16 protein-coding genes are annotated in these 19,773 nt (G+C 63.9%); 3 read left to right on the forward strand and 13 right to left on the reverse strand.

Going from position 1 to position 19,773, the window contains the following annotated elements; genetic code table 11:
- Positions 1-2: 2 nt before the first annotated feature.
- The 8 genes from DJFAAGMI_RS12810 to ahpC form a co-directional block, all read right to left on the reverse strand.
- Positions 3-827 carry a heme ABC transporter ATP-binding protein gene (locus DJFAAGMI_RS12810; protein WP_211457447.1) on the reverse strand — a complete coding sequence of 275 codons (825 nt, stop codon included), beginning with the start codon at positions 825-827 and terminating at the stop codon, positions 3-5.
- Positions 824-1,927, reverse strand: coding sequence for a FecCD family ABC transporter permease (locus DJFAAGMI_RS12815; RefSeq protein ID WP_249334290.1), 1,104 nt, complete (start codon positions 1,925-1,927; stop codon positions 824-826). The genes DJFAAGMI_RS12810 and DJFAAGMI_RS12815 overlap by 4 nt, the downstream gene beginning before the upstream one ends.
- A gap of 20 nt (positions 1,928-1,947) precedes the next feature.
- Positions 1,948-2,838 (reverse strand): heme/hemin ABC transporter substrate-binding protein, encoded by an 891-nt coding sequence (locus DJFAAGMI_RS12820; protein WP_211457449.1) that lies wholly within the window; start codon positions 2,836-2,838, stop codon positions 1,948-1,950.
- Entirely contained in the window at positions 2,835-3,947 is a 1,113-nt protein-coding gene (locus DJFAAGMI_RS12825; protein WP_211457450.1) for a hemin-degrading factor, read from the reverse strand. Before DJFAAGMI_RS12825 ends, DJFAAGMI_RS12820 begins: the two co-directional genes overlap by 4 nt.
- Entirely contained in the window at positions 3,944-4,339 is a 396-nt protein-coding gene (locus DJFAAGMI_RS12830) for a hypothetical protein (RefSeq protein ID WP_211457451.1), read from the reverse strand. Before DJFAAGMI_RS12830 ends, DJFAAGMI_RS12825 begins: the two co-directional genes overlap by 4 nt.
- A 71-nt stretch (positions 4,340-4,410) precedes the next feature.
- Complete coding sequence (locus tag DJFAAGMI_RS12835; RefSeq protein WP_211457452.1) at positions 4,411-6,663, reverse strand: TonB-dependent hemoglobin/transferrin/lactoferrin family receptor; 2,253 nt, start codon at positions 6,661-6,663, stop codon at positions 4,411-4,413.
- Between the two features lie 394 nt (positions 6,664-7,057).
- The gene (ahpF, locus tag DJFAAGMI_RS12840; protein ID WP_211457453.1) at positions 7,058-8,614 is read right to left on the reverse strand and encodes an alkyl hydroperoxide reductase subunit F; all 1,557 of its coding nucleotides are present in this window, start codon (positions 8,612-8,614) and stop codon (positions 7,058-7,060) included.
- Between the two features lie 175 nt (positions 8,615-8,789).
- Entirely contained in the window at positions 8,790-9,365 is a 576-nt protein-coding gene (gene ahpC / locus DJFAAGMI_RS12845; RefSeq protein ID WP_003057651.1) for an alkyl hydroperoxide reductase subunit C, read from the reverse strand.
- A gap of 381 nt (positions 9,366-9,746) precedes the next feature.
- Here ahpC and bfr point away from each other — a divergent pair, with 381 nt between their 5' ends.
- Positions 9,747-10,223: a bacterioferritin gene (bfr, locus tag DJFAAGMI_RS12850; protein WP_167005391.1), complete on the forward strand. Its 477-nt coding sequence runs from the start codon at positions 9,747-9,749 to the stop codon at positions 10,221-10,223.
- Between the two features lie 65 nt (positions 10,224-10,288).
- On the opposite strand, the gene DJFAAGMI_RS12855 is transcribed toward bfr, so the two are convergent.
- From DJFAAGMI_RS12855 to DJFAAGMI_RS12870, 4 genes are all read right to left on the reverse strand, one after another.
- Complete coding sequence (locus DJFAAGMI_RS12855) at positions 10,289-11,245, reverse strand: alpha-E domain-containing protein (protein ID WP_003057653.1); 957 nt, start codon at positions 11,243-11,245, stop codon at positions 10,289-10,291.
- Positions 11,239-11,385 carry an alpha-E domain-containing protein gene (locus tag DJFAAGMI_RS25185; RefSeq protein WP_211457454.1) on the reverse strand — a complete coding sequence of 49 codons (147 nt, stop codon included), beginning with the start codon at positions 11,383-11,385 and terminating at the stop codon, positions 11,239-11,241. The genes DJFAAGMI_RS12855 and DJFAAGMI_RS25185 overlap by 7 nt, the downstream gene beginning before the upstream one ends.
- Positions 11,385-12,845 carry a circularly permuted type 2 ATP-grasp protein gene (locus DJFAAGMI_RS12865; protein ID WP_211457455.1) on the reverse strand — a complete coding sequence of 487 codons (1,461 nt, stop codon included), beginning with the start codon at positions 12,843-12,845 and terminating at the stop codon, positions 11,385-11,387. Before DJFAAGMI_RS12865 ends, DJFAAGMI_RS25185 begins: the two co-directional genes overlap by 1 nt.
- A 162-nt stretch (positions 12,846-13,007) precedes the next feature.
- Positions 13,008-15,512, reverse strand: a complete 2,505-nt coding sequence (locus DJFAAGMI_RS12870; RefSeq protein ID WP_211457456.1) for a DNA internalization-related competence protein ComEC/Rec2 — start codon at positions 15,510-15,512, stop codon at positions 13,008-13,010.
- A gap of 209 nt (positions 15,513-15,721) precedes the next feature.
- Between DJFAAGMI_RS12870 and DJFAAGMI_RS12875 the strand changes: the two genes are divergently transcribed.
- Positions 15,722-16,180 carry a RidA family protein gene (locus DJFAAGMI_RS12875; RefSeq protein ID WP_003064600.1) on the forward strand — a complete coding sequence of 153 codons (459 nt, stop codon included), beginning with the start codon at positions 15,722-15,724 and terminating at the stop codon, positions 16,178-16,180.
- Positions 16,181-16,343: 163 nt separating this feature from the next.
- Positions 16,344-17,237, forward strand: a complete 894-nt coding sequence (gene pdxY, locus DJFAAGMI_RS12880) for a pyridoxal kinase PdxY (RefSeq protein WP_211457457.1) — start codon at positions 16,344-16,346, stop codon at positions 17,235-17,237.
- A gap of 139 nt (positions 17,238-17,376) precedes the next feature.
- Here the strand turns inward: pdxY and parC are convergent, their stop codons facing one another.
- On the reverse strand, positions 17,377-19,767 hold the full coding sequence (gene parC / locus DJFAAGMI_RS12885; protein WP_211457458.1) for a DNA topoisomerase IV subunit A: 2,391 nt from the start codon (positions 19,765-19,767) through the stop codon (positions 17,377-17,379).
- Between the last annotated feature and the right edge of the window lie 6 nt (positions 19,768-19,773).

A 19,773-nucleotide genomic window follows, 5' to 3' on the forward strand; every position in this document is an offset into this window, starting at 1 on the left:
TTTCAAGCAGGTAAAGCGGTATCAGCTACAAAAATATATTGCAGCGCGCCGTCGCTGCTGCGCACCGGATCGCACTGCATGCCCCAGACCTGGCGCACCAGCGCAGGCTGGAGCACATCCAGCACCGCACCGTGATGCACTCCGGCATCACCGCCCATTACCAGCACATCGTCGGCATAGCGCAAGGCCAGGTTCAGATCGTGAATCACCGCCACCACGCCTGCGCCCTGCTGCCCCGCCCACTGGCGCAGCAGGCGCATGGCATGGTGCTGATGGGCAAGGTCGAGAGCAGCGGTGGGCTCGTCCAGCAGCAGCCAGCGCGCCGCGCCGTCGGCGGGCGGCTGCCAGATCTGTGCCAGCGCCCTGGCCAGATGGGTGCGCGCCCTCTCACCGCCCGATAGCGTGTTGATGCTGCGCTGCGCCAGATGATCGACCCCGGTCAACTCCATGGCCTGCGCCGGAATCTGCGCCTCCCCGGTGCCGGGCTGATGACGATGCGGATAACGTCCCAGCTCCACCACCTCCTGGGCCGTGAAGTCAAAGGCCACGCTGCAATCCTGGGGCATGACGGAGCGACGACGTGCCAGTCCCTCCATCGCATGCGCGGACAGCGCCTGCCCGTCGAGCAGGACCTGCCCCGACTGCGGCGCGCGCTCGCCCACCAGCATGGACATCAGCGTGGACTTGCCGGCGCCGTTGGGGCCGAGGATGGCGGTAAAGCGCCCGGCCGGAATCCGCACATCCACCGTCGCCAGGCGCGGCCCCTTGGCTACGCCGACGCCCAGATTGCGGCATTCGAGGCTGGACAACCCTTGGTGCGCACTCATACCTTGCTCCTGAACTGGCGCAGCATGGCCAGAAACAGCGGCACACCGATAAACGCGGTGAGCACGCCCAGCGGCAGCTCGGCCGGCTTGACGATGGTGCGCGCCACAGCATCGGCGCTGACCACCAGCGCAGCCCCCAGCAGGGCCGATCCCGGCAGCACCACGCGATGATCGGGACCGGCAATCAGCCGCACCCAGTGCGGCGCGACCAGACCGATGAAGCCGATGATGCCGGTGGTCGCGGTCACGGCGCCCACGGCCAGCGCAGCAACCATCACGGCGCGGCGCTTGGTTTTCTCGACGGCCACGCCCAGCAGATTGGCCTGGGCTTCACCCAGGGCAATCGCATTCAGCGGCCTGGCCAGCGCCAGCGCCGCCGCCGCGCTGACCGCCACAGCCGCCGACACCAGGGCTACCGCACTCCAGCGCGAGGCGCCCAGGCTACCCAGCAGCCACATCTGCAGATTGCGCAGTTGCTCGTCCGTGGACACAAAACTCAGAAAGCCCAGTCCGGCACCGGCCAGCGCATTGATGGCAATGCCGGCCAGCAGCATCAGGCCGATGCGGGTCGTGCCCTGGACCTGACCCAGCACATAGACCACGGCGGTCACGGCCAGACCACCGCCAAAAGCCATGGCCACCAGGGCCCAGCTGCCCAGATGACGCGGCAGCCAGGGCAGATACATGCCGCCCAGCACGATGGTGATGCCGGCGGCCAGGGCCGCGCCGCTGCTCACGCCGATCAGCCCGGGGTCGGCCAGCGGATTGCGAAACAACCCCTGCATCAACGCGCCGGCCAGCCCCAGTCCGGCGCCGGCCGCCACGCCCATGAGCAGGCGCGGCAGGCGGATATTGAGAAAGACCAGATGTTCGGGCCCGGTTTGCACATCGCCACCCCAAAGGCTGCGAATTCCGTCCCAGGCAATGCCGGGCAACTGCGCAGGCGCAATCGCATAGGCACCGCTGGCCGCGCCCCAGACCATGGCCAGCAGCACCAGCGCCAGGCCCAGCAGCAGCGTGGCACCGCGGCTGAGCCGCCCGGCCGGCGTGCGCCAGCGCGATGGAGTCGCGGACGCACCCGGTACCGGCTTGGCACCCATGACACCAGTCAGCCCGCCCATCAGGCCACCCACTGCAGTGCGCGCATATGCAAAGCCTGCACGGCACTGGGCAGGCGCGGGCCAAAGCCCAGCAGGTGGCTAGCCTCCAGCGTCACCAACGCCTTCTTGGCAAAGGCTGGCGTCAGGGCCAGCTCGGGCCGCTTCCAGAAGGCGGCCTCGCCGCCCAGAGCCTCGATACCCTGCGTGGTGTTGATGATGACTTCGGGCGCGGCGCTGGCCATGGCTTCGGCAGTCAGGGGCTTGTAGCCGTCGAACTGGTCGATGGCATTGACGCAGCCCGCGTACTGGATCAGCGCATTGGCTGCCGTGCCCTTGCCCGCCACTTGCGGACTGCCGCTATGCGAGAGCACAAACAGCACGCGCGGCTTGCGCTGGGCCTTGGCCACCTGGGCCTGCACGCTGCTCCACTGCGCTTCGAGCTGGGCCAGCAGTTGGTCGGCCTCGGCCATGCGGCCGGTTTCGCGGCCCACGACCTTGACCTTTTCCTGCACTTCGGCCCAGTTGTGCTTGGCCGCAACCAGCGATACACGCACGCCCGCCTGGCGGATCTGATCGAGCACCACGGGCGGACCGGCCTCGCTGGTTGCGATCACCGCATCGGGCTTGAGCGAGAGCAGACCTTCGGCCGAGAGCTGGCGCACATAGCCGACCTTGGCGGTTTTTTGCGCCGCTTCGGGAAACAGGCTGGTGGTGTCGGTGCCCACCAGCAGGTTCTGGGCATTGAGCAGATAGACCACCTCGGTCAGTGCTCCGCTGAGCGACACCAGTCGCTTGGCTCCGGGTGCGGCAGCTGCAGAGGCGGCCTGCGCCAGCCCCGGCAAGGCCGTGCCCGCAACGCTCGCACCCAGCCACTGCAGACCCTGGCGCCGGGAAATGCGGGCCGTGCTCATGCAGCCTCCGCCACTGCCGCCTTGCGCGGCAGACCGGCCACCAGATCGCGCCAGCCTTGCAGCTCGGGCTGACCGGGCTTGCGCTCGCCGAAGAACATGGCCATGTTGTTGCCTTCGGCATCAAAGGCCTCGACCGAGGTCACCACGCCATCGCTGGTGGGTTTCTGCACCACCCAGACATTGGCGATCAGGTCGGTGCGCAGATGCAGGTTGAAGCCCTTGTCCAGCACATTGATCCAGCGCACACCATCCTTGCCGTCCATGGGCTGGATATTGCTCACGGGGCCGGTGTGGATCTGGATGCAGCCGCTGCTGCCCACAAACACCATGATGGAGACGCCATCCACCGCCGCATCGCCCAGCAGCTGTGCCACCGCGTCGGTGCTCAGGCGCTCGCAGTACTGGGGCACCAGACGGAAGGCCTGCTGGCGCTCGGCACCGAACCTGCGCAGCATCTCGAAGAACTCATGCGTGTCCTTCATATCGGTCCAGGCCTGGGTCAGCGCGGGCACGTCGATCTCGGCGTCGGCCTTGATCGCGGGCTTGGCCGCAGGCTCGCGGAACACATAGCCTGCGGAGGGCTCGGCAAAGCGCTCGACCAGTGCATTCCAGGCCGCCATGTCCGTGGCCTCGCGTGCAAACACCTTGTGCACGGCACGACCGGCCGCGTCATAGAACTGCAGGCTGCGCATGGCAGGGCGGCCGCCATTGGCGGACTCCTCGGTCACGGCAAAGCCGGCATGCCAGTGCATGAAGAACAGGCGCAGATCGATTTCCCGGCTCAGCGCCAGACCGACCGGCCCCTGGGCCGAGAGGTTCTGGTAGATGCCGTCTTTTTCATGCACGGTGGATTCGTTGCGCGTCAGCGCCATCACCGGGCCGCAGGCCTCCAGGGCCTTGAGGATGTCCAGCCATTCGGCGCGCAGCGGCAGCGCCTGCAGCGCGCGTTCATGCTCACCACCATGTGCGGCAATCACCGCGCCTTCACTCAGCTGCAGGGCTTCGGCGGCATCCTTGGCGCGCAGGCCTTGCAGGCGTTTCTGGGCAAATTGCTCACGAATCTGCACTGCGGTCATGGTCTGGATTTCGGGGAATGTGATGGCGTTCATTGCAGGGTCTCCGGGCTGTGATGCCAGTGTGGTTGTGGGTTGGAAAACTCGTCGTCGGAACGGGGAGCCGAAGCCTGGGCTTCGACTTCGGAATCAGGCTCGGACTGGGCCAGCACCTGGGCCACGGTGGCCCAGCGCTGCCCCAGCCGCTGCAGAAAGTGACGCATGTCGTCAGAGCGCTCGCTGCCGTCCAGGCCTTCGGTCATGCGCACCAACTGGTCCGCCACGCGCTGGGCCATGGGTGCACGGTGCACCGCACAGCAGCCCTGGCTGAAACCGGTCATCAACGCCAGCACCGTGGCCAGCTGGGCTTCGCCCTCGGTCAGCAGATATTCCTCATCGCGACTGCCAGAGGCACTCTGGGCATTGGCGGTGTTCTCATAAACAGACATGGCACACTCCCGCAGTTTTTGAGTCAAACAGATCTCAAGCGCTTACCAAACAAGCGCTTTCAGCTACAAAATCAGAAGTCCTGAACCAGGGACACACGCACATAGCGGCCGGCCTGGCTATAGGCGTCGGCAATCTGCGTGGTGTTGGTCAGGCTGCGCACATCGGACCAGCGCCAGTACTTCTTGTCGGTCAGGTTGTAGACGCCCACGTTCAGGCGGGTGCCGGGACGGATGCGCCATTGAGCGCTCAGATCCAGCACCGTGGCGCTGGGGCTGAGCCAGGCATTGGCTGCGGCATCCCCGGCCTTTTTGCCGGCCCAGTGCGAGGCGCTGAACTGCACGCCCACATTCGAGCGGTCGTAGCGCACGCCCAGCACCAGTTGCTGCGGCGAGATGGTGTCCACGGGCAGGTCGGTGCTCTTGTCCGTGCCCTTGGTGTAGCCATAGGCGGCATTGGTGCGCCAGTCGCCACCGGCAAACTTGCCCCAGTCGTAGTCGGCCTTGAGCTCGAAGCCGCTGATATGCACGCGATTCAGATTGACGGACTGGAAGGTGGCCGGATTGTTGCGGTCACCATAGTTGCCGGAAACCAGCACCTGATCCTGGATGAAGTCCTTGTAGCGGCCCGTGAAGACTGCGGCATCAAGTCGCAGCGCATTCATGCGGCCACGCAGGCCCAGCTCAAAGGTATTGCTTTTTTCCGCCTTGAGATCGGGGTTGGGAATGCTGCGATAGAAGGCCAGCGGGTTCTCGAAGAAGGCATTCACCTGGCCTGCATTGGGCGCGCGGAAACCGGCGGCATAGTTGCCGTAGACCGACCAGGCATCGTTCATCTGGAACATGGCGCCCAGCTTGGGGGAGACGGCAGAGTCCGAATTGCTGACCACCGTGCCGCCAAAGCCCTGCTGCTTGGGCTTGATGCTGTAGTGCTCGGCCCGCAATCCGGGCGTCAGGCTGAAAGCACCGTAGTGCAGCTCGGCCTGGGCGAACAGCGCGCTCGAAGTTTCCGTGGTGTCGGGAAAGCGCTTGAGCGGAAAGCTCTCGCCTGCCGGTGGCGTGATGCCGTTCTGCTCGTTGACCACCTTGCCACGCAGATAGTCGACGCCATAGCTGAACTTGCCGCTGAGGCCATTGCTCCAGCGCAGCGTCTTGCCAGCCTGGGCGTGCAGTTGCAGCGCGTCCTCGTCATAGGTCACATCACGCTCGCGATAGGCCAAAGGCGGGGTGCGGGTTTCGGTCACGAACTCACGCGAACTCGTGCTTTGATAGCTGGCCATCAGCTTGAGCTCGTCGGCCAGTGCCGTATCCAACTGCTGCCACTGCCCCTGCCAGGTAGCGCGCCAGCGCTTCATCGAGGTATTCGACTTGGAATCCGTCACCGTGGCGCTGCGTGCCGACAGCAGGTCGTAGTCGGCTCGCTTGTCCACGCCCTCCAGGACGAACACATGTTTTTGCACGGCCGATGGTGTGTAGACCAGCTTGCCCAGCAAAGAATGGCTCTTGTCCGTTTCGGGGTTGGGCGTGGTGCGCAGAGCACCCTCGCTGTTGTTACTGCCCATGTTTTCCAGCGCGCTGGAGCGGCCTATGCCGGCCGACAGCAGCCAGCTCCATTCCTGGCTGGCACGGCCCGCCAGCGTCGCCCCCACGCGCTTGCCGTTGTCAGAGCCGTCATAGCTGGCCGAGACGCGACCGCCAATGGTCTTGCCGTCCTTGAGCAGATCGTCGGGCTGCACGGTGATGAAATTGACCAGGCCGCCCATGCCGTCCGAGCCATAGAGCGCAGGCACGGCACCGCGCAGGATTTCCACACGCTGTATCAGACCCAGATCCATGTAGTCACGGCCAAAGGCATTGGCGCTGAAGGTGTAGCTGCGCGGCAGACGCACACCATCGACCAGCATCAGCACGCGGTTGCCTTCGAGGCCACGGATATTGAAGCCGCTGTTCTGGTCGCGCCCGGTCGGGGCGCCGGCCAACGTGAAACGCGCCGGACTGCGCGGCACGGTCACATTGGGCAGCTTGCTCGCCAGCTCGCGGATATCGTTGATCTGCTCCTCTTCCATCTGCTTGGCATCGATGACGTCCACCGTCATGGGCAGGCTGTCGGCGTCCTGTTCGTCGCGCGATGCACTGATGACCACATCGCGCAGCACGGGCGTGCTGCGGTCGGCGCGGGCCGCCGCGACCTGGACGGATTCGGCAGACTGCTGCTGCGCCTGGGCCGTAATGGCGGCGCAGGCCAGTGCGCAGGCCAGCGCCAGTGGACGGAGATTGGAGCTAGGCGCCAGCGAGGCGCGGGCGTGCAAAGCGGTGGCGGAAGCCATACCAGAAACCCTCTTTATTCATAGAAATTGAAAAGAGCTGGCTTCTGATAGGTACGTCAATGGCCACAGGTCGAAACGTCAGAGGCTTCGCGGCCTGTAGCTGGCACGGCATTGGCTGGCTGAATGGCGCTCAGTATATGCGAATAATTCTCAACTACAAATAACTTCGTTACAAAACGGGAATTGCGTCTGGGCGCATGGCTGCTGCTTGCACCTCTGTCTGTTGTCACGAGCCGCCGGTGTCGGCAAACCCGATGTCATGAGCGCCAGAGCCCCTGACGATTCCGGCGGCAATGTCATTCTCTCAGCACCCGTTCAAAAGCAAAAAAGGACTGCCTAGGCAGTCCTTTTTTTGATAGCCATCATCGCTTTCCCTGCAAGCGATGAAGACCGTTTAGTTGCGAATCAGATGATCAAAGGCCGAAAGGGCTGCGGTGGCACCGGCACCAGCGGCAATGACGATCTGCTTGTAAGGCACCGTGGTGCAATCGCCGGCGGCAAACACCCCGGGCAGATTGGTCTGCCCCTTGGCATCCACAATGATTTCGCCGAACTTGCTCAGCTCCACCGAGCCCTTGAGCCATTCGGTGTTCGGCACCAGGCCGATCTGCACAAACACGCCTTCCAGCTCCACATGGTGCTCGGTGCCCGTTGCCCTGTCCTTGTAGCTCAGGCCGTTGACCTTGCCGTTGGCACCGGTGATCTCGGTGGTCTGGGCATTGGTGATCACCGTCACATTGGGCAGGCTGTGCAGCTTCTTGACCAGCACGGCATCGGCCTTGAGCTGATCGGCGAACTCCACCACCGTCACATGAGCCACCAGACCCGCCAGGTCAATCGCAGCTTCGATGCCGGAGTTGCCGCCGCCGATCACCGACACGCGCTTGCCCTTGAACAGTGGACCGTCGCAGTGCGGGCAGTAGGCCACGCCCTTGTTCTTGTACTCGGCTTCTCCGGGCACATTCACATTGCGCCAGCGCGCACCGGTGGACAGGATCACGGTCTTGGCCTTGAGCGAGCCGCCATTGGCCAGTTGCACTTCCACCAGACCGCCGGGCTGCGCAGCGGGAATCAGCTTCTCGGCGCGCTGCAGGTTCATGATGTCCACGTCATAGGCCCGGGTGTGGGCTTCCAGGGCCGCAGCGAACTTGGGGCCGTCGGTCTCCAGCACGGAGATGTAGTTCTCGATCGCCAGCGTGTCGTTGACCTGACCGCCGAAGCGCTCGGCCGCCACGCCGGTACGAATGCCCTTGCGAGCGGCGTACACGGCGGCTGCCGCGCCAGCAGGGCCGCCGCCGATGATCAGCACGTCGAAGGCTTCCTTGGCCGACAGCTTGGCGGCGTCACGCGAGGCGGCACCGGTGTCCAGCTTGGCCACGATTTCCTCGATGCTCATGCGGCCGGAGCCGAACACGCTGCCGTTCATGAACACCATGGGCACGGCCATGATTTCGCGCTCGGTCACTTCCTTCTGGAAGACACCGCCCTCGATCACCGTGGTCTTGACCTTGGGGTTGAGAATCGCCATCAGCGACAGTGCCTGAACCACATCGGGGCAGTTGTGGCAGCTCAGGCTCATGTAGACCTCGAAGTTGAAGTCGCCATCGAGCGCCTTGATCTGGTCGATCACGTCCTGCTCCACCTTGGGAGGATGGCCGCCCGTCCACAGCAGGGCCAGCACCAGCGAGGTGAATTCATGGCCCAGAGGCAGACCAGCAAAGCGCAGCTGGGTGGCCGTGCCCTGACGCTGCAGCGTGAACGAAGGCTTGCGGGCGTCGCTGCCGTCAGTGCGCAGGGAAATCTTGTCGCTACGCAGCGACTGGATGGTTTTCAGCAGATCGTGCATCTGTGCACTGGTCTCGCTGTCATCCAGAGAAGCCACCAGCTCAAACGGCTGCTGCACGCGTTCCAGGTAGGCGGCGAGTTGGGCTTTGAGTTGATCGTCGAGCATGGTGGATTCCTTTGAATTTAGAGTTGTTGATGCAATGCAGCAAAGTGCTTTTGAGGCCTTTGCCCGCCCATGAAAGCAAAAACTGGGCGAAAAAAAGCCGGACGGACGGGCAGCACGCGCCTGAACGTCGTCCGGCTTTCAGAGCGCTTGCACGCTCAGCCGATAGGTATCAGGCTTAGATCTTGCCGACCAGATCCAGCGAAGGAGTGATCGTGCTGGCGCCTTCCTTCCACTTGGCGGGGCACACCTGGCCGGGGTTGGCGGCGGTGAACTGGGCAGCCTTCAGCTTGCGCAGGGTTTCGGACACGTCACGAGCGATTTCGTTGGAATGCACTTCCATGGTCTTGATCACGCCTTCGGGGTTGATCACGAAGGTACCGCGCAGAGCCAGGCCTTCTTCGGGGATGTGCACGCCGAAAGCGTTGGTCAGCTGGTGTGTGGGGTCGCCAACCAGGGGGAACTTGGCCTTGCCCACAGCGTCGGAAGTTTCGTGCCACACCTTGTGCGAGAAGTGGGTGTCGGTGGTCACGATGTAGACCTCGGCACCGGCCTTCTGGAACTCGGCGTAGTTGTTGGCGGCGTCTTCGATTTCGGTGGGGCAGTTGAAGGTGAAGGCGGCGGGCATGAAGATCACCACAGACCACTTGCCCTTCAGGCTCTCTTCAGTCACGGTGATGAATTCACCCTTGCCGTTGCGGTTCACATAGGCTTCGGTCTTGAAAGGTTGAACTTGAGTGTTGATCAGAGACATTTGCTGTTTCCTTGTGGTTAGTGTTTGAAGACAGGATGAAGTTTAGAGCGACCCACTTAATAAAACCAATCGATTGATTTCATTAAATCGATTTTCAAAAGCTATTAAACAAGATTCCCGGCTTCTGAAGTCAAGCTGCACCGCTGTGCAGCCCAGCTTTCTATTGTGGGCTGAAACCAGGTGGTTCAAGCCAATAGTCCTTCAATCACGCTCATAGCTTTTGTTGTCATCACTGCGTCAAAGCCGGGCAGCACCTCCCCAAAACTAAACGAGAACGCGCATCAGATGCAGCCAATTCGCGCGGACATGGGCTTTGTTTGATTTGCCTCATAAAGCATGGACAATCGACGCGAACAACAACTGCCCGAGAAGGAGTCCCCCATGAAAGGTGATGCACAAGTCATTTCCTGGCTGCAAGCCCAGCTCAAGAACGAACTGACCGCCATCAACCAGTACTTTCTGCATTACCGCATGTACAAGCACTGGGGCTTCGACAAGCTGGCCAAGAAGGAATACGAGGAATCCATCGGCGAGATGAAGCATGCCGACTGGCTGATGGACCGTATCTTCATGCTCGACGGCCTGCCCAATCTGCAGGATCTGGGCAAGCTGCAGATCGGCGAGGACGTGCCGGAAGCCCTGGCCTGCGACCTGCGCCTGGAGCAAGCCGCGCAGCAAACCATCAAGGACGGCATCGCGCACTGCGAATCCGTGCGTGACTATGTTTCGCGCGATCTGCTGCAGAAGATCCTGGACGACACCGAAGAGCACATCGACTTCCTCGAAACCCAGCTCGACCTGATCGACAAGGTCGGCACGCAGAACTATCTGCAGTCGCTGATGGGCGAGATCGAGTAAGTTCGGCTTCGCGTTGAAAGATAAAAGCGGCCTCTGGGCCGCTTTTGTTTTGAGCGCCGTCTGTCTCAGGTCGGCATCAGGAAGTCCCTGCTGATGCCCGAGCCCAGATCGTTGACGCGGTCGAGGAACTGCGTCAGATAGGCGTGCAAGCCGGTGGTCAGTATCTCGTCGATGCGGCCGTACTGCAGATCGGCCAGCAGGCGCCCGGCCTTGCGCGTGGTTTCCTGCGAATGGTCGTTGGCCACCCGCTCCAGGTTCTTGACCACCTCATGCATGCTGGCCAGCAGCGAGCGCGGCATGTCGGCGCGCAGCATCAGCAGTTCGGCCACGCGTTCGGGCGTGATCACATCGCGGTAGACCTTGCGGTAGACCTCGAAGGCCGAGACGCTGCGCAACAGCGCGCTCCAGTGATAGAAGTCGAAGTTCATCAGGGCGCGACCGCGCGGCATGCCATGGTAGTCGCGCTCTATGGAGTGGAACTTCACATCCAGCAAGCGCGCCGTGTTGTCGGCCCGCTCGACAAAAGTGCCCAGGCGCACAAAGTGAAGCGCCTCGTCCTTCAGCATGGTGCCCAGCGACACACCGCGCCACAGGTGCGAGCGGTATTTGACCCATTCGAAGAACTGTGCCGGATCTTTCTTCCAGGCATCCTTGCCGAAGTGGCGCTGCAGTGCCAGCCAGGTCTGATTCTGCGTTTCCCAGGACTCCGTGGTCAGCGCCCCGCGCACGGCTCGCGCGTTCTCGCGCGCAGCCTTCAGACAGGCAAAGATGGAGGAAGGATTGGCTTCGTCCGAAACCATGAACTGCAGTACCGACTCGCGGTCCACCACCGGAAACTGCGCCTTGAAGGCTGGGATCAGCTCGCTGATGGACAGCACGCTCTGCCAGCCACGATGCGCATCATGGATGGCCTGCGGCAGCATGGCGGTTTCATAGGCCACGCTGAGCATGCGCGCGGTGTTCTCTGCCCGCTCGGTGTAGCGGGACATCCAGTAAAGATGATCGGCGGTACGGCTCAGCATAGGCCCTCCTTGGGCAGAGAACCCCGCACGCGCTGAACGCGCGCGCCATACTCTGTTGAAAAAATGCTTGCAGCCTTTTTTTCTGCCCGCTCGGTGCAGCGGGACGTCCAGTAAAGGTGATCGACGGTACGTGACAACATCAATGGCCTCCCTCTTGATCTTCCAGCACCCAGGTGTCCTTGGTTCCACCGCCCTGGGATGAATTCACCACCAGCGAGCCCTGCTTGAGCGCCACGCGCGTCAGTCCACCGGACACCATATTGACTTCGGTGCCCGTGAGCACAAAGGGCCGCAGGTCGATGTGACGCGGAGCTATGCCTTTTTCCACCATGGTCGGGCAGGTCGACAGGGAGAGCGTGGGCTGCGCGATATAGCCGGACGGGTTGCCGACCAGCATCCGGCGGAAGGCTTCGATCTCGGCCTTGGTGGCTGCCGGGCCGATCAGCATGCCGTAGCCGCCGGCGCCATGCACCTCCTTGACCACCAGCTCATGCAGATGGTCGAGCACGTATTTGAGGTCGTCCTCCTTGCGGCACAGCCAGGTCGGGACGTTCTGCAAAATGGGCTCCTCTCCCAGATAGAAGCGGATCATCTCCGGCACATAGGGATACACCGATTTGTCATCGGCCAGGCCCGTGCCCACGGCATTGCAGATATTGACGTTGCCTGCGCGGTAGGCGCGCATCAAGCCCTTGCAACCGAGCGTCGATGTGGGCCTGAAGACTTCCGGGTCGAGAAAATCGTCGTCCACGCGACGATAGATCACGTCCACACGCTGCAGACCCTGGGTGGTGCGCATATAGACCACGTCTTTCTCGACCACCAGATCCTGGCCTTCGACCAGCTCCACCCCCATCTGCTGGGCCAGGAAGGCATGCTCGAAATAGGCGCTGTTGTACATCCCAGGCGTCAGCACCACCACCGTCGGCTCCAGCACGCCAGAGGGCGCACTGGCGCGCAGGGTGTCGAGCAGCATGTCGGGATAGTGGGCCACGGGCGCCACGGCGTGCTTGCCGAACAGCTCGGGGAACAGGCGCATGGTCATGCGGCGGTTCTCCAGCATGTAGGAAACGCCAGATGGCACGCGCAGATTGTCTTCGAGCACGTAGTAGATGCCTTTGCCCTGCTCATCGGGGGCGCGCACGATGTCGATGCCGGCAATATTGGCATAGACATCGTTGGGCACCTGTATGCCTTCCATCTCGGGCCGGTACTGGCTGTTGCCGCGCACCAGTTCCGTCGGAATCAAGCCGGCGCGCACCATGTCCTGGCCGTGGTAGGCATCGCGGATGAAGCAGTTGAGCGCCTTCACGCGCTGGGCCAGACCGGCCTGCATGCTGGTCCACTCATGGGCCGGAATGATGCGCGGGATCAGATCGAACGGAATCAGGCGCTCCGTACCGGCACCGCTCTCGTCCTTGTCGCCATAGACGGCAAAGGTGATGCCCACGCGGCGAAACACGATTTCCGCCTCGGCACTGCGGGCACGCAGATAGTCCTGCGATTGCTTGCCCAGCCACTGCGCATAGTCCCGATAGTGGTCTCGCACCGCTGCACCTTCGGCGGGCGAGTTCAGATACATCTCATCGAATGTGCGCATCCTGTCCTCCCTATTTCTGCCGCGACTCACGCATGCAAGCCGCGGGTTTCAGTTTAGCGACGCGGCGCCAGGCAAGCAGCCTGACAACGCGCGAGCAACCCTGCATGTCTGCCTTCCGCCTGAAAGGCGGTACAGCATCAATGCAAGCCCCATGCCAGTTTCTCAGGGCGAGCCCTTGGAGACGGCATGAACATCCCAATAATGCGCCCGAATCAGTCGCTCGCATTCCAATTTTTCCGGCAGGGCTGAGCTCCAATAGGCAGCGCCGCAGCGATCCTGTGCCACCAGTTGGCTGCCCACCGCCCGATAGCGCTGCACCACGACTGCCACCGGGTGTCCGAAGCGATTCAGATAGCCCGCCTGCGCCACTGCCCAGCGCGGGCGCAGCGTGCCGACCCAGGGCTCGGTCGATGAAGTCTTGCTGCCATGGTGCGGCACCAGCAGCCAGTCGACGGGCTCGTCCAGGCTGGTTTGCAGCAGTTGCCGCTCCTGCGCAGCCTCGATATCGCCGGCCAGCAGGGCCACCCGGCCACTGGCCGAGCGCAGGCGCAGCACGCAACTGCCGAAATTGGGCTTGGCCTTGCGGCCATCGAGCCAGGCATCTCCTGCAGGCGGGTGCAGCACTTCGAACGTCACGCCATCCCATTGCCAGTGCTGCCCCTGGGTACAGCGCTGCACCGGAGCCAGGCCTGCCAGCTGCGGGTCCTGAATCACCGAGTCCGAGCCCCAGACTCTGGCTGCTGGCTGAGCCGCCTTCACGGCCAGGGCGCCGCCGGTGTGATCCTTATCGCTGTGGCTGAGCATCATGGCATCCAGCTGCATGCCCTGCGCGGCCAGCAGGGGCAAGAGCACACGCTCGCCGGCATCGCTGTGGCGGCCGTACTGCGGCCCTGCGTCATAAAGCAGACGATGGCTGGCGGTACTGACGATGACGGCATTGCCCTGGCCGATATCTACCGCCAGCAGCTCGAACTCGCCGACACGCGGCCGTGCCTGAGGCCAGAACAAGGCAGGCAGCGCGAACAGCGCGGCCACCAGCCGCAACCGCCCCGGCAAAGGCGCGATCACCAACAGTCCGGCAGCTATCGCCAGCACACTGGCCCACCAGGCAGGCTGCGGCAGAACCCACACCGCCCCGGGCAGCTGGGCCAGCCACTGCAACAGCTGCATCAAGGGCAGCATGGCGACAGCGGCAGCGCTTGCCGCCATCGGCAGCACGGCAGCCAGCAAGGCCAGCGGGGTGACCACCAGGGTCACCCAGGGAATGGCCAGCAGATTGGCCAGCAGGCCCACGACGGACACCTGACCGAACAGCAGCAGCCCCAGCGGTGCCAGGGCCAGGGAGATCAGCCATTGCTCACGCCACAGGGCATGCAGCTTTGCCACCCATCGGCCCGCAGCGCTTTTGCCCTTCGCGCCGACAGCGCCCGAGCCCGAAGCCAGCAATACGCCGACCGCGACAAAACTGAGCCAGAACCCGGCCTGCCACAGTGCCCACGGGTCGGCCACGACAATCACTGCCAGCGCCAGCAGCCAGACACAGGCCCAGGGCCAGCGCACGCCCTGCCACTGCAGCAGCGCCACCACGGCCAGCATGCAGATCGTGCGCTGAGCGGGCAGGCCCCAGCCGCTGAACAAGGCATAGGCGGCCGCCAGCACCACGCCCACGGCCAGGGCCGCGCGCGGGGCCGGTACCCAGCGGCATGCGCTGGCACTGAGCCTCCACAAGCGGCCCACCAGCAAGGCGGCCAGCCAGGCAAACATGGTGATGTGCAGGCCCGAAATGCTCATAAGATGCGCCACGCCCGTCTGGCGAAACAGCGTCCAGTCCTTGCGCTCGATCGCCTGCTGATCGCCCACGGCCAGCGCTGCCACCACGCCCAATGCGGCCTGGGCACGCGCCGCATCGCCGCCGGGCAGCTCGCCGCCTGGCAGCCAGCGCTGCAGTCGCCCCATCTCGTCCTGGATGCGATCGCGCAGCCACTGCCGCCAGCGCTGCAAGGGATGCCGGGTCGTCACGGCCAGCAGCTCGGGCGCGGGCCGTTCGCGCACATAGCCCGTGGCCTGCACGCCCTGCTCCCAGGCCAGCAGCTCATAGTCAAAGCCATGCGGATTGCGCGCGCCGTGCGGGCGCTTGATGCGCACCGTCAGGCGCCAGCGCTGACCGGGGCTCAGCGCCACGCCCTGGGCCCAGACAGGAACCAGAGGCTGGCCGGCATCCGCCAGTTGCCCGAACGGGCCGTACCAGGACAGCTCCAGCACCTGCGGAACGCCGGCATCCGCGCGCTCCACCACAAAGCGCCAGCGCTGGCCGTTGGCCTGGTTCTGCAGCATCGAGGCAATACGGCCCTCTACCTGCAAATCCACGGCCTCCAGCGCCGGGGGCAGGGTCTGCTGCAGATAGGCATGGGCGCGCCAGCCCGTCAGCCCCGCCACACAGCAAGCCGCGCCCGCCAGCAGCAGCCACCAACCCAGCCTCGGTCGGCCGCGCCATCTGCAAGCCAGCAGCAGCATCAGCAACCCCAAGGCCAGCAGGAGCTGGTAGAGCGCCAGATGCCAGAGTCCGGCCTGAGTCACCTGCCAGGCAGCGCCCAGCACGCAGCCCCACAGCGGCGCCAGCCAGGACAGGCGGCGACGCAAAGAGGCGGAAGTCTGCTGGTGCGGCATGCTGCCATGCTAGGAGCGAGGGCCTGCCACCAGCATTGCGACTATCCCTGCCCTGCTTGCGGGCCCAAAACCGCAGCGGATGCCGACTCTCGTTGCGCGAGCAGCTATCAATTCAAACGCCATGGCAACCGTGCCAGGACAATGACTGCCCGGTCGCGCTGCTGTGTCAAACTTGTCCCCCTTTAGCCCTCGCACTTTTGGAGCCCGTCATGAGCGTCTATGAAAAACTCAAAGCCCTGAACATCACCCTGCCCGAAGTGGCCATGCCTGCGGCCGCCTACCTGCCCTATATGCAGACCGGCAATCTGGTGTTCCTCAGCGGCCATATCGCCAAGCAGAACGGCCAGCCCTGGGTTGGCAAGTTGGGCGAGAACATGACGACCGAAGAAGGCAAGCAGGCGGCCCGCGCCGTGGCCGTGGATCTGATGGGCACGCTGCAGCATGCCTGCGGCGGCGATCTGAATCGCGTCAAGCGCATCGTCAAGGTCATGAGCCTGGTCAACTCCAGCACCAGCTACACCGAGCAGCATCTGGTCACCAATGGCTGCAGCGAACTGCTGGGCGAAGTCTTCGGCGAAGCCGGCAAGCACGCCCGCAGCGCCTTCGGCGTGGCCCAGATCCCCCTGGGTTGCTGCGTGGAAATCGAGCTGATGGCCGAGCTGGGCTAAGACTCCTGCTCACTCACATAAAGTGAGCTAATACCGCTTGTCATTCATAGATTTCAGATACAAAACAGTCTGAATTGATTGACTGGCAAGCGCAAGCAGCTCACTTTATCTTTGCAACGCGATGCTTGCCGCAAGCATCTCGATCACTCACGAAAGAGCCCCCATGCCCAGCACGCAGGCACCCCCACTGGTTCTCAGCATTCAATCCCATGTCGCCTACGGCCATGTGGGCAACGACGCCGCCATGCTGCCGCTGCAGCTGCTGGGCATAGAACCCGTGGCCGTGCATACGGTGCAGTTCTCCAACCACACCGGCTATGGCGAGTTCAAGGGCCAGGTCTTCACGCCCGCCCATGTACAGGATGTGCTGGACGGCCTGCGCGCCCGCGGCGTGCTGGCGCGATGCACGGCCGTGCTCTCGGGCTATCTGGGCGATGCCGGCGTGGGAGAAGCCATTCTGGCCGCCGTGCAGGAAGTGCGCGCCGCCCAGCCCGGGGCCCACTACCTGTGCGACCCGGTCATGGGCGATGTGGGGCGCGGCGTGTTCGTGCGCCCCGGCATCCCGGACTTTCTGCGCAAGCGTGCGCTGTCCCAGGCCAGCGTCATCACGCCCAACCACTACGAGTTCGAGCTGCTGTGCGGCGGCCAGCCCCTGAGCAGCGTGGAGGCGGCCACCCAGGCGGCCCGCTCCATGCTCACGCAGCTGCATCACAGCCCGTCGGCCCTGATCGTCATCACCAGCCTGCGCACCGACGATCTGCCATCCGACCAGCTGGCCACACTGGCCGTGACGGCCGACAAGTCCTGGCTGGTACAGACGCCCTATATCGACCTGCACCCCCTGCCCAACGGCATGGGCGATGTGTTCTCGGCCGTGCTGCTGGGCCATCTGATTCAAGGGCGCGCCGTGCCCGATGCCGTGTCCAGGGCCGTGAGCACCCTGTATGCCCTGGTCGCTCGCACCGAATCGGGGCAGCGCGACCTGCCCCTGGTCGCCAGCCGCGAGCAGATCAATCAGCCCTCTCAGATGTTCGAAGCCAGGCTGATGACTGCATAAACAGCATCAGGCCACGCACCAGATTGATCCTTTGCCATCGAACTGGCACTGACGAGGTGCATACGAGGTGCATGGCAGCATCCGTTACCTCAAAGAAAAAGCCGTGCAGTGCACGGCTTTTGGACTGGCGCTCTGAATCTTATTCCACGCGCGTCACCGCCTGGGGCTTGAAGCCCAGGTCTGCGGCCTTGCCCTTGCGACCGCGGTTGCCGCGGGCATTGTTGAGGCTGCGGATCTCCAGCGTCTCGGTACGTGCCTTGCCGCCGCGCCCCACGCCATCCAGGCGGATGCTGCGCGTATAGGCGGCAGCGCCGGCCAGCTGGTCCTTGTCTTCCAGGCTGATCAGCATCAGGCCGCGCCCGCCCTTGGGCATGGCCTTGAGCTCGGCGATCTCGAAGGTCAGAATGCGGCCGCCCACCGAGGCGCAGATCACATGGCTGGCGGGGTTGAGCAAACCGGCCCCCTGCTCGCCGCCTTCCACATATTCGGCACGCGCATTCATGGGCACGCCATGCACCACCGACGGTGCGCAAAGGGTCTCGCCCTCGCCGAGCGTGACAAAGGCCTTGCCGGCCTTCTGGCGCGAGACCATATCGCCCACATTCGCCGTGAAGCCATAGGCGCCCGAGCCCGACAGCAGCAGCTGTGTGCTTTCGCTGCCGGCAAAGTAGTACAGCAGCTGGGTACCGGCTTCGAGTTCGATCATCGTCGTCACGGGCTGGCCGTCGCCGCGTCCGCCCGGCAGGGCCGACACCGGCACCGAGTAGACCCGGCCGTTGCTGCCAAAGGCCAGCAACTGATCGACCGTGCGGCACTCGAACGTGCCGTAGAGGCTGTCGCCGGCCTTGAAGCTCAGCGTGGCAGCGTCGACACCATGACCTTGACGCGTGCGCACCCAGCCCTTTTCGGAAATGATCACGGTCGTGGGTTCATCCACCACCTTGACCTCGGCCACCACCTTTTTCTCCTCGTGGATCAGCGTGCGACGGGCATCGCCGAAGGTCTTGGCATCGGCCTCGATTTCCTTGCAGATCAGGCGGCGCATGGTCGCTTCGCTGCCCAGGATGTCCTCAAGCTTGCCCTGCTCGCTGCGCAGCTCCTTGAGCTCCTGCTCGATCTTGATGGCCTCCAGGCGCGCCAATTGGCGCAGACGAATTTCAAGAATGTCCTCGGCCTGACGCTCGGAGAGATTGAAGGCGTCGATCAGGGCCTGCTTGGGTTCATCGCTGGCGCGGATGATGGCAATGACCTTGTCGATATTGAGCAGCACGGCCTGGCGGCCTTCGAGGATGTGGATGCGATCGAGCACCTTCTCCAGCCGATGCCGGCTGCGTCGCGTCACGGTCTGGAAGCGGAAGGCAATCCACTCCTCCAGCATCTGGCGCAGCGACTTCTGCACCGGGCGGCCATCGAGGCCGATGCTGGTGAGGTTGATCGAGCTCGAAGACTCCAGGCTGGTGTGGGCCAGCAGCGCCGTGATCAGCTCCGACTGGGGAATCTTGCCGGTCTTGGGTTCGAACACGATGCGCACCGGCGCATCCTTGCTCGACTCGTCGCGCACGCAGTCCAGCACGGCCAGCATGCTGGCCTTGAGCTGGGTCTGCTCCTGGCTCAGCGCCTTCTTGCCGGTCTTGACCTTGGGATTGGTGATGTCCTCGATCTCTTCGAGCACCTTCTGGGCCGACACGCCTGGCGGCAGCTCGGTCACCACCAGCTGCCACTGGCCGCGTGCCAGCTCTTCGATCTTCCAGCGCGCGCGCACCTTGAGACTGCCGCGGCCCGTACGGTAGGCATCGGCGATATCGCTGCTGGACGAAATGATCTGGCCGCCACCCGGATAGTCGGGGCCAGGAATCAGCGCCAGCAGTTCCTCCTCGGGCAGCTGCGGCTTCTTGATCAGGGCCACGCAGGCCGCTGCCACTTCGGGCAGATTGTGGCTGGGGATTTCCGTTGCCAAGCCCACGGCAATGCCGCTGGCGCCATTGAGCAGCGAGAACGGCAGACGGGCCGGAAGCTGCTTGGGCTCCTGGGTGCTGCCGTCGTAGTTGGGCACGAAGTCCACCGTGCCCATATCGATTTCGTCGAGCAGCAGGCCGGTGATCTTGGACAGGCGCGCCTCGGTATAGCGCATGGCCGCAGCGCCGTCGCCGTCGCGGCTGCCGAAGTTACCCTGGCCGTCGACCAGCGGGTAGCGCTGATTGAAGTCCTGCGCCATGCGCACCAGTGCGTCATAGGCCGACTGGTCGCCGTGCGGGTGAAAGCGGCCCAGCACGTCGCCTACGACACGGGCGCTCTTGACCGGCTTGGCCGCCGTATTGCCGTTCGGGCCGCTGTAGCTCAGGCCCATGCGCTCCATGGCATAGAGAATGCGGCGCTGCACGGGCTTGAGGCCATCGCTGACATCCGGCAGGGCACGGCCCTTGACCACCGATAAAGCGTATTCGAGATAGGCGCGCTGTGCGTATTGACCCAGGTCCAGTGCATCGCCAGCGGCTTGTTGAGACAAATCCAGTGTGGTTTGATCGCTCATGAATTC

This window comes from Comamonas brasiliensis (assembly GCF_018292285.1).
In the GTDB taxonomy this organism is placed as follows: Bacteria; Pseudomonadota; Gammaproteobacteria; order Burkholderiales; family Burkholderiaceae_C; genus Comamonas; species Comamonas brasiliensis.

Bases quoted from the DNA above. Each gene is read 5' to 3' on its own strand.
- DJFAAGMI_RS25185 (WP_211457454.1), bottom strand. From the start codon at position 11,385: ATGTTGTCACGTACCGTCGATCACCTTTACTGGACGTCCCGCTGCACC.
- DJFAAGMI_RS12835 (WP_211457452.1), bottom strand. From the start codon at position 6,663: ATGGCTTCCGCCACCGCTTTGCACGCCCGCGCCTCGCTGGCGCCTAGC.
- DJFAAGMI_RS12855 (WP_003057653.1), bottom strand. From the start codon at position 11,245: ATGCTGAGCCGTACCGCCGATCATCTTTACTGGATGTCCCGCTACACC.
- parC (WP_211457458.1), bottom strand. From the start codon at position 19,767: ATGAGCGATCAAACCACACTGGATTTGTCTCAACAAGCCGCTGGCGAT.
- DJFAAGMI_RS12830 (WP_211457451.1), bottom strand. From the start codon at position 4,339: ATGTCTGTTTATGAGAACACCGCCAATGCCCAGAGTGCCTCTGGCAGT.
- ahpF (WP_211457453.1), bottom strand. From the start codon at position 8,614: ATGCTCGACGATCAACTCAAAGCCCAACTCGCCGCCTACCTGGAACGC.
- DJFAAGMI_RS12865 (WP_211457455.1), bottom strand. From the start codon at position 12,845: ATGCGCACATTCGATGAGATGTATCTGAACTCGCCCGCCGAAGGTGCA.
- DJFAAGMI_RS12810 (WP_211457447.1), bottom strand. From the start codon at position 827: ATGAGTGCGCACCAAGGGTTGTCCAGCCTCGAATGCCGCAATCTGGGC.
- DJFAAGMI_RS12825 (WP_211457450.1), bottom strand. From the start codon at position 3,947: ATGAACGCCATCACATTCCCCGAAATCCAGACCATGACCGCAGTGCAG.
- DJFAAGMI_RS12815 (WP_249334290.1), bottom strand. From the start codon at position 1,927: ATGGGTGCCAAGCCGGTACCGGGTGCGTCCGCGACTCCATCGCGCTGG.
- DJFAAGMI_RS12870 (WP_211457456.1), bottom strand. From the start codon at position 15,512: ATGCCGCACCAGCAGACTTCCGCCTCTTTGCGTCGCCGCCTGTCCTGG.
- ahpC (WP_003057651.1), bottom strand. From the start codon at position 9,365: ATGTCTCTGATCAACACTCAAGTTCAACCTTTCAAGACCGAAGCCTAT.
- DJFAAGMI_RS12875 (WP_003064600.1), top strand. From the start codon at position 15,722: ATGAGCGTCTATGAAAAACTCAAAGCCCTGAACATCACCCTGCCCGAA.
- bfr (WP_167005391.1), top strand. From the start codon at position 9,747: ATGAAAGGTGATGCACAAGTCATTTCCTGGCTGCAAGCCCAGCTCAAG.
- DJFAAGMI_RS12820 (WP_211457449.1), bottom strand. From the start codon at position 2,838: ATGAGCACGGCCCGCATTTCCCGGCGCCAGGGTCTGCAGTGGCTGGGT.
- pdxY (WP_211457457.1), top strand. From the start codon at position 16,344: ATGCCCAGCACGCAGGCACCCCCACTGGTTCTCAGCATTCAATCCCAT.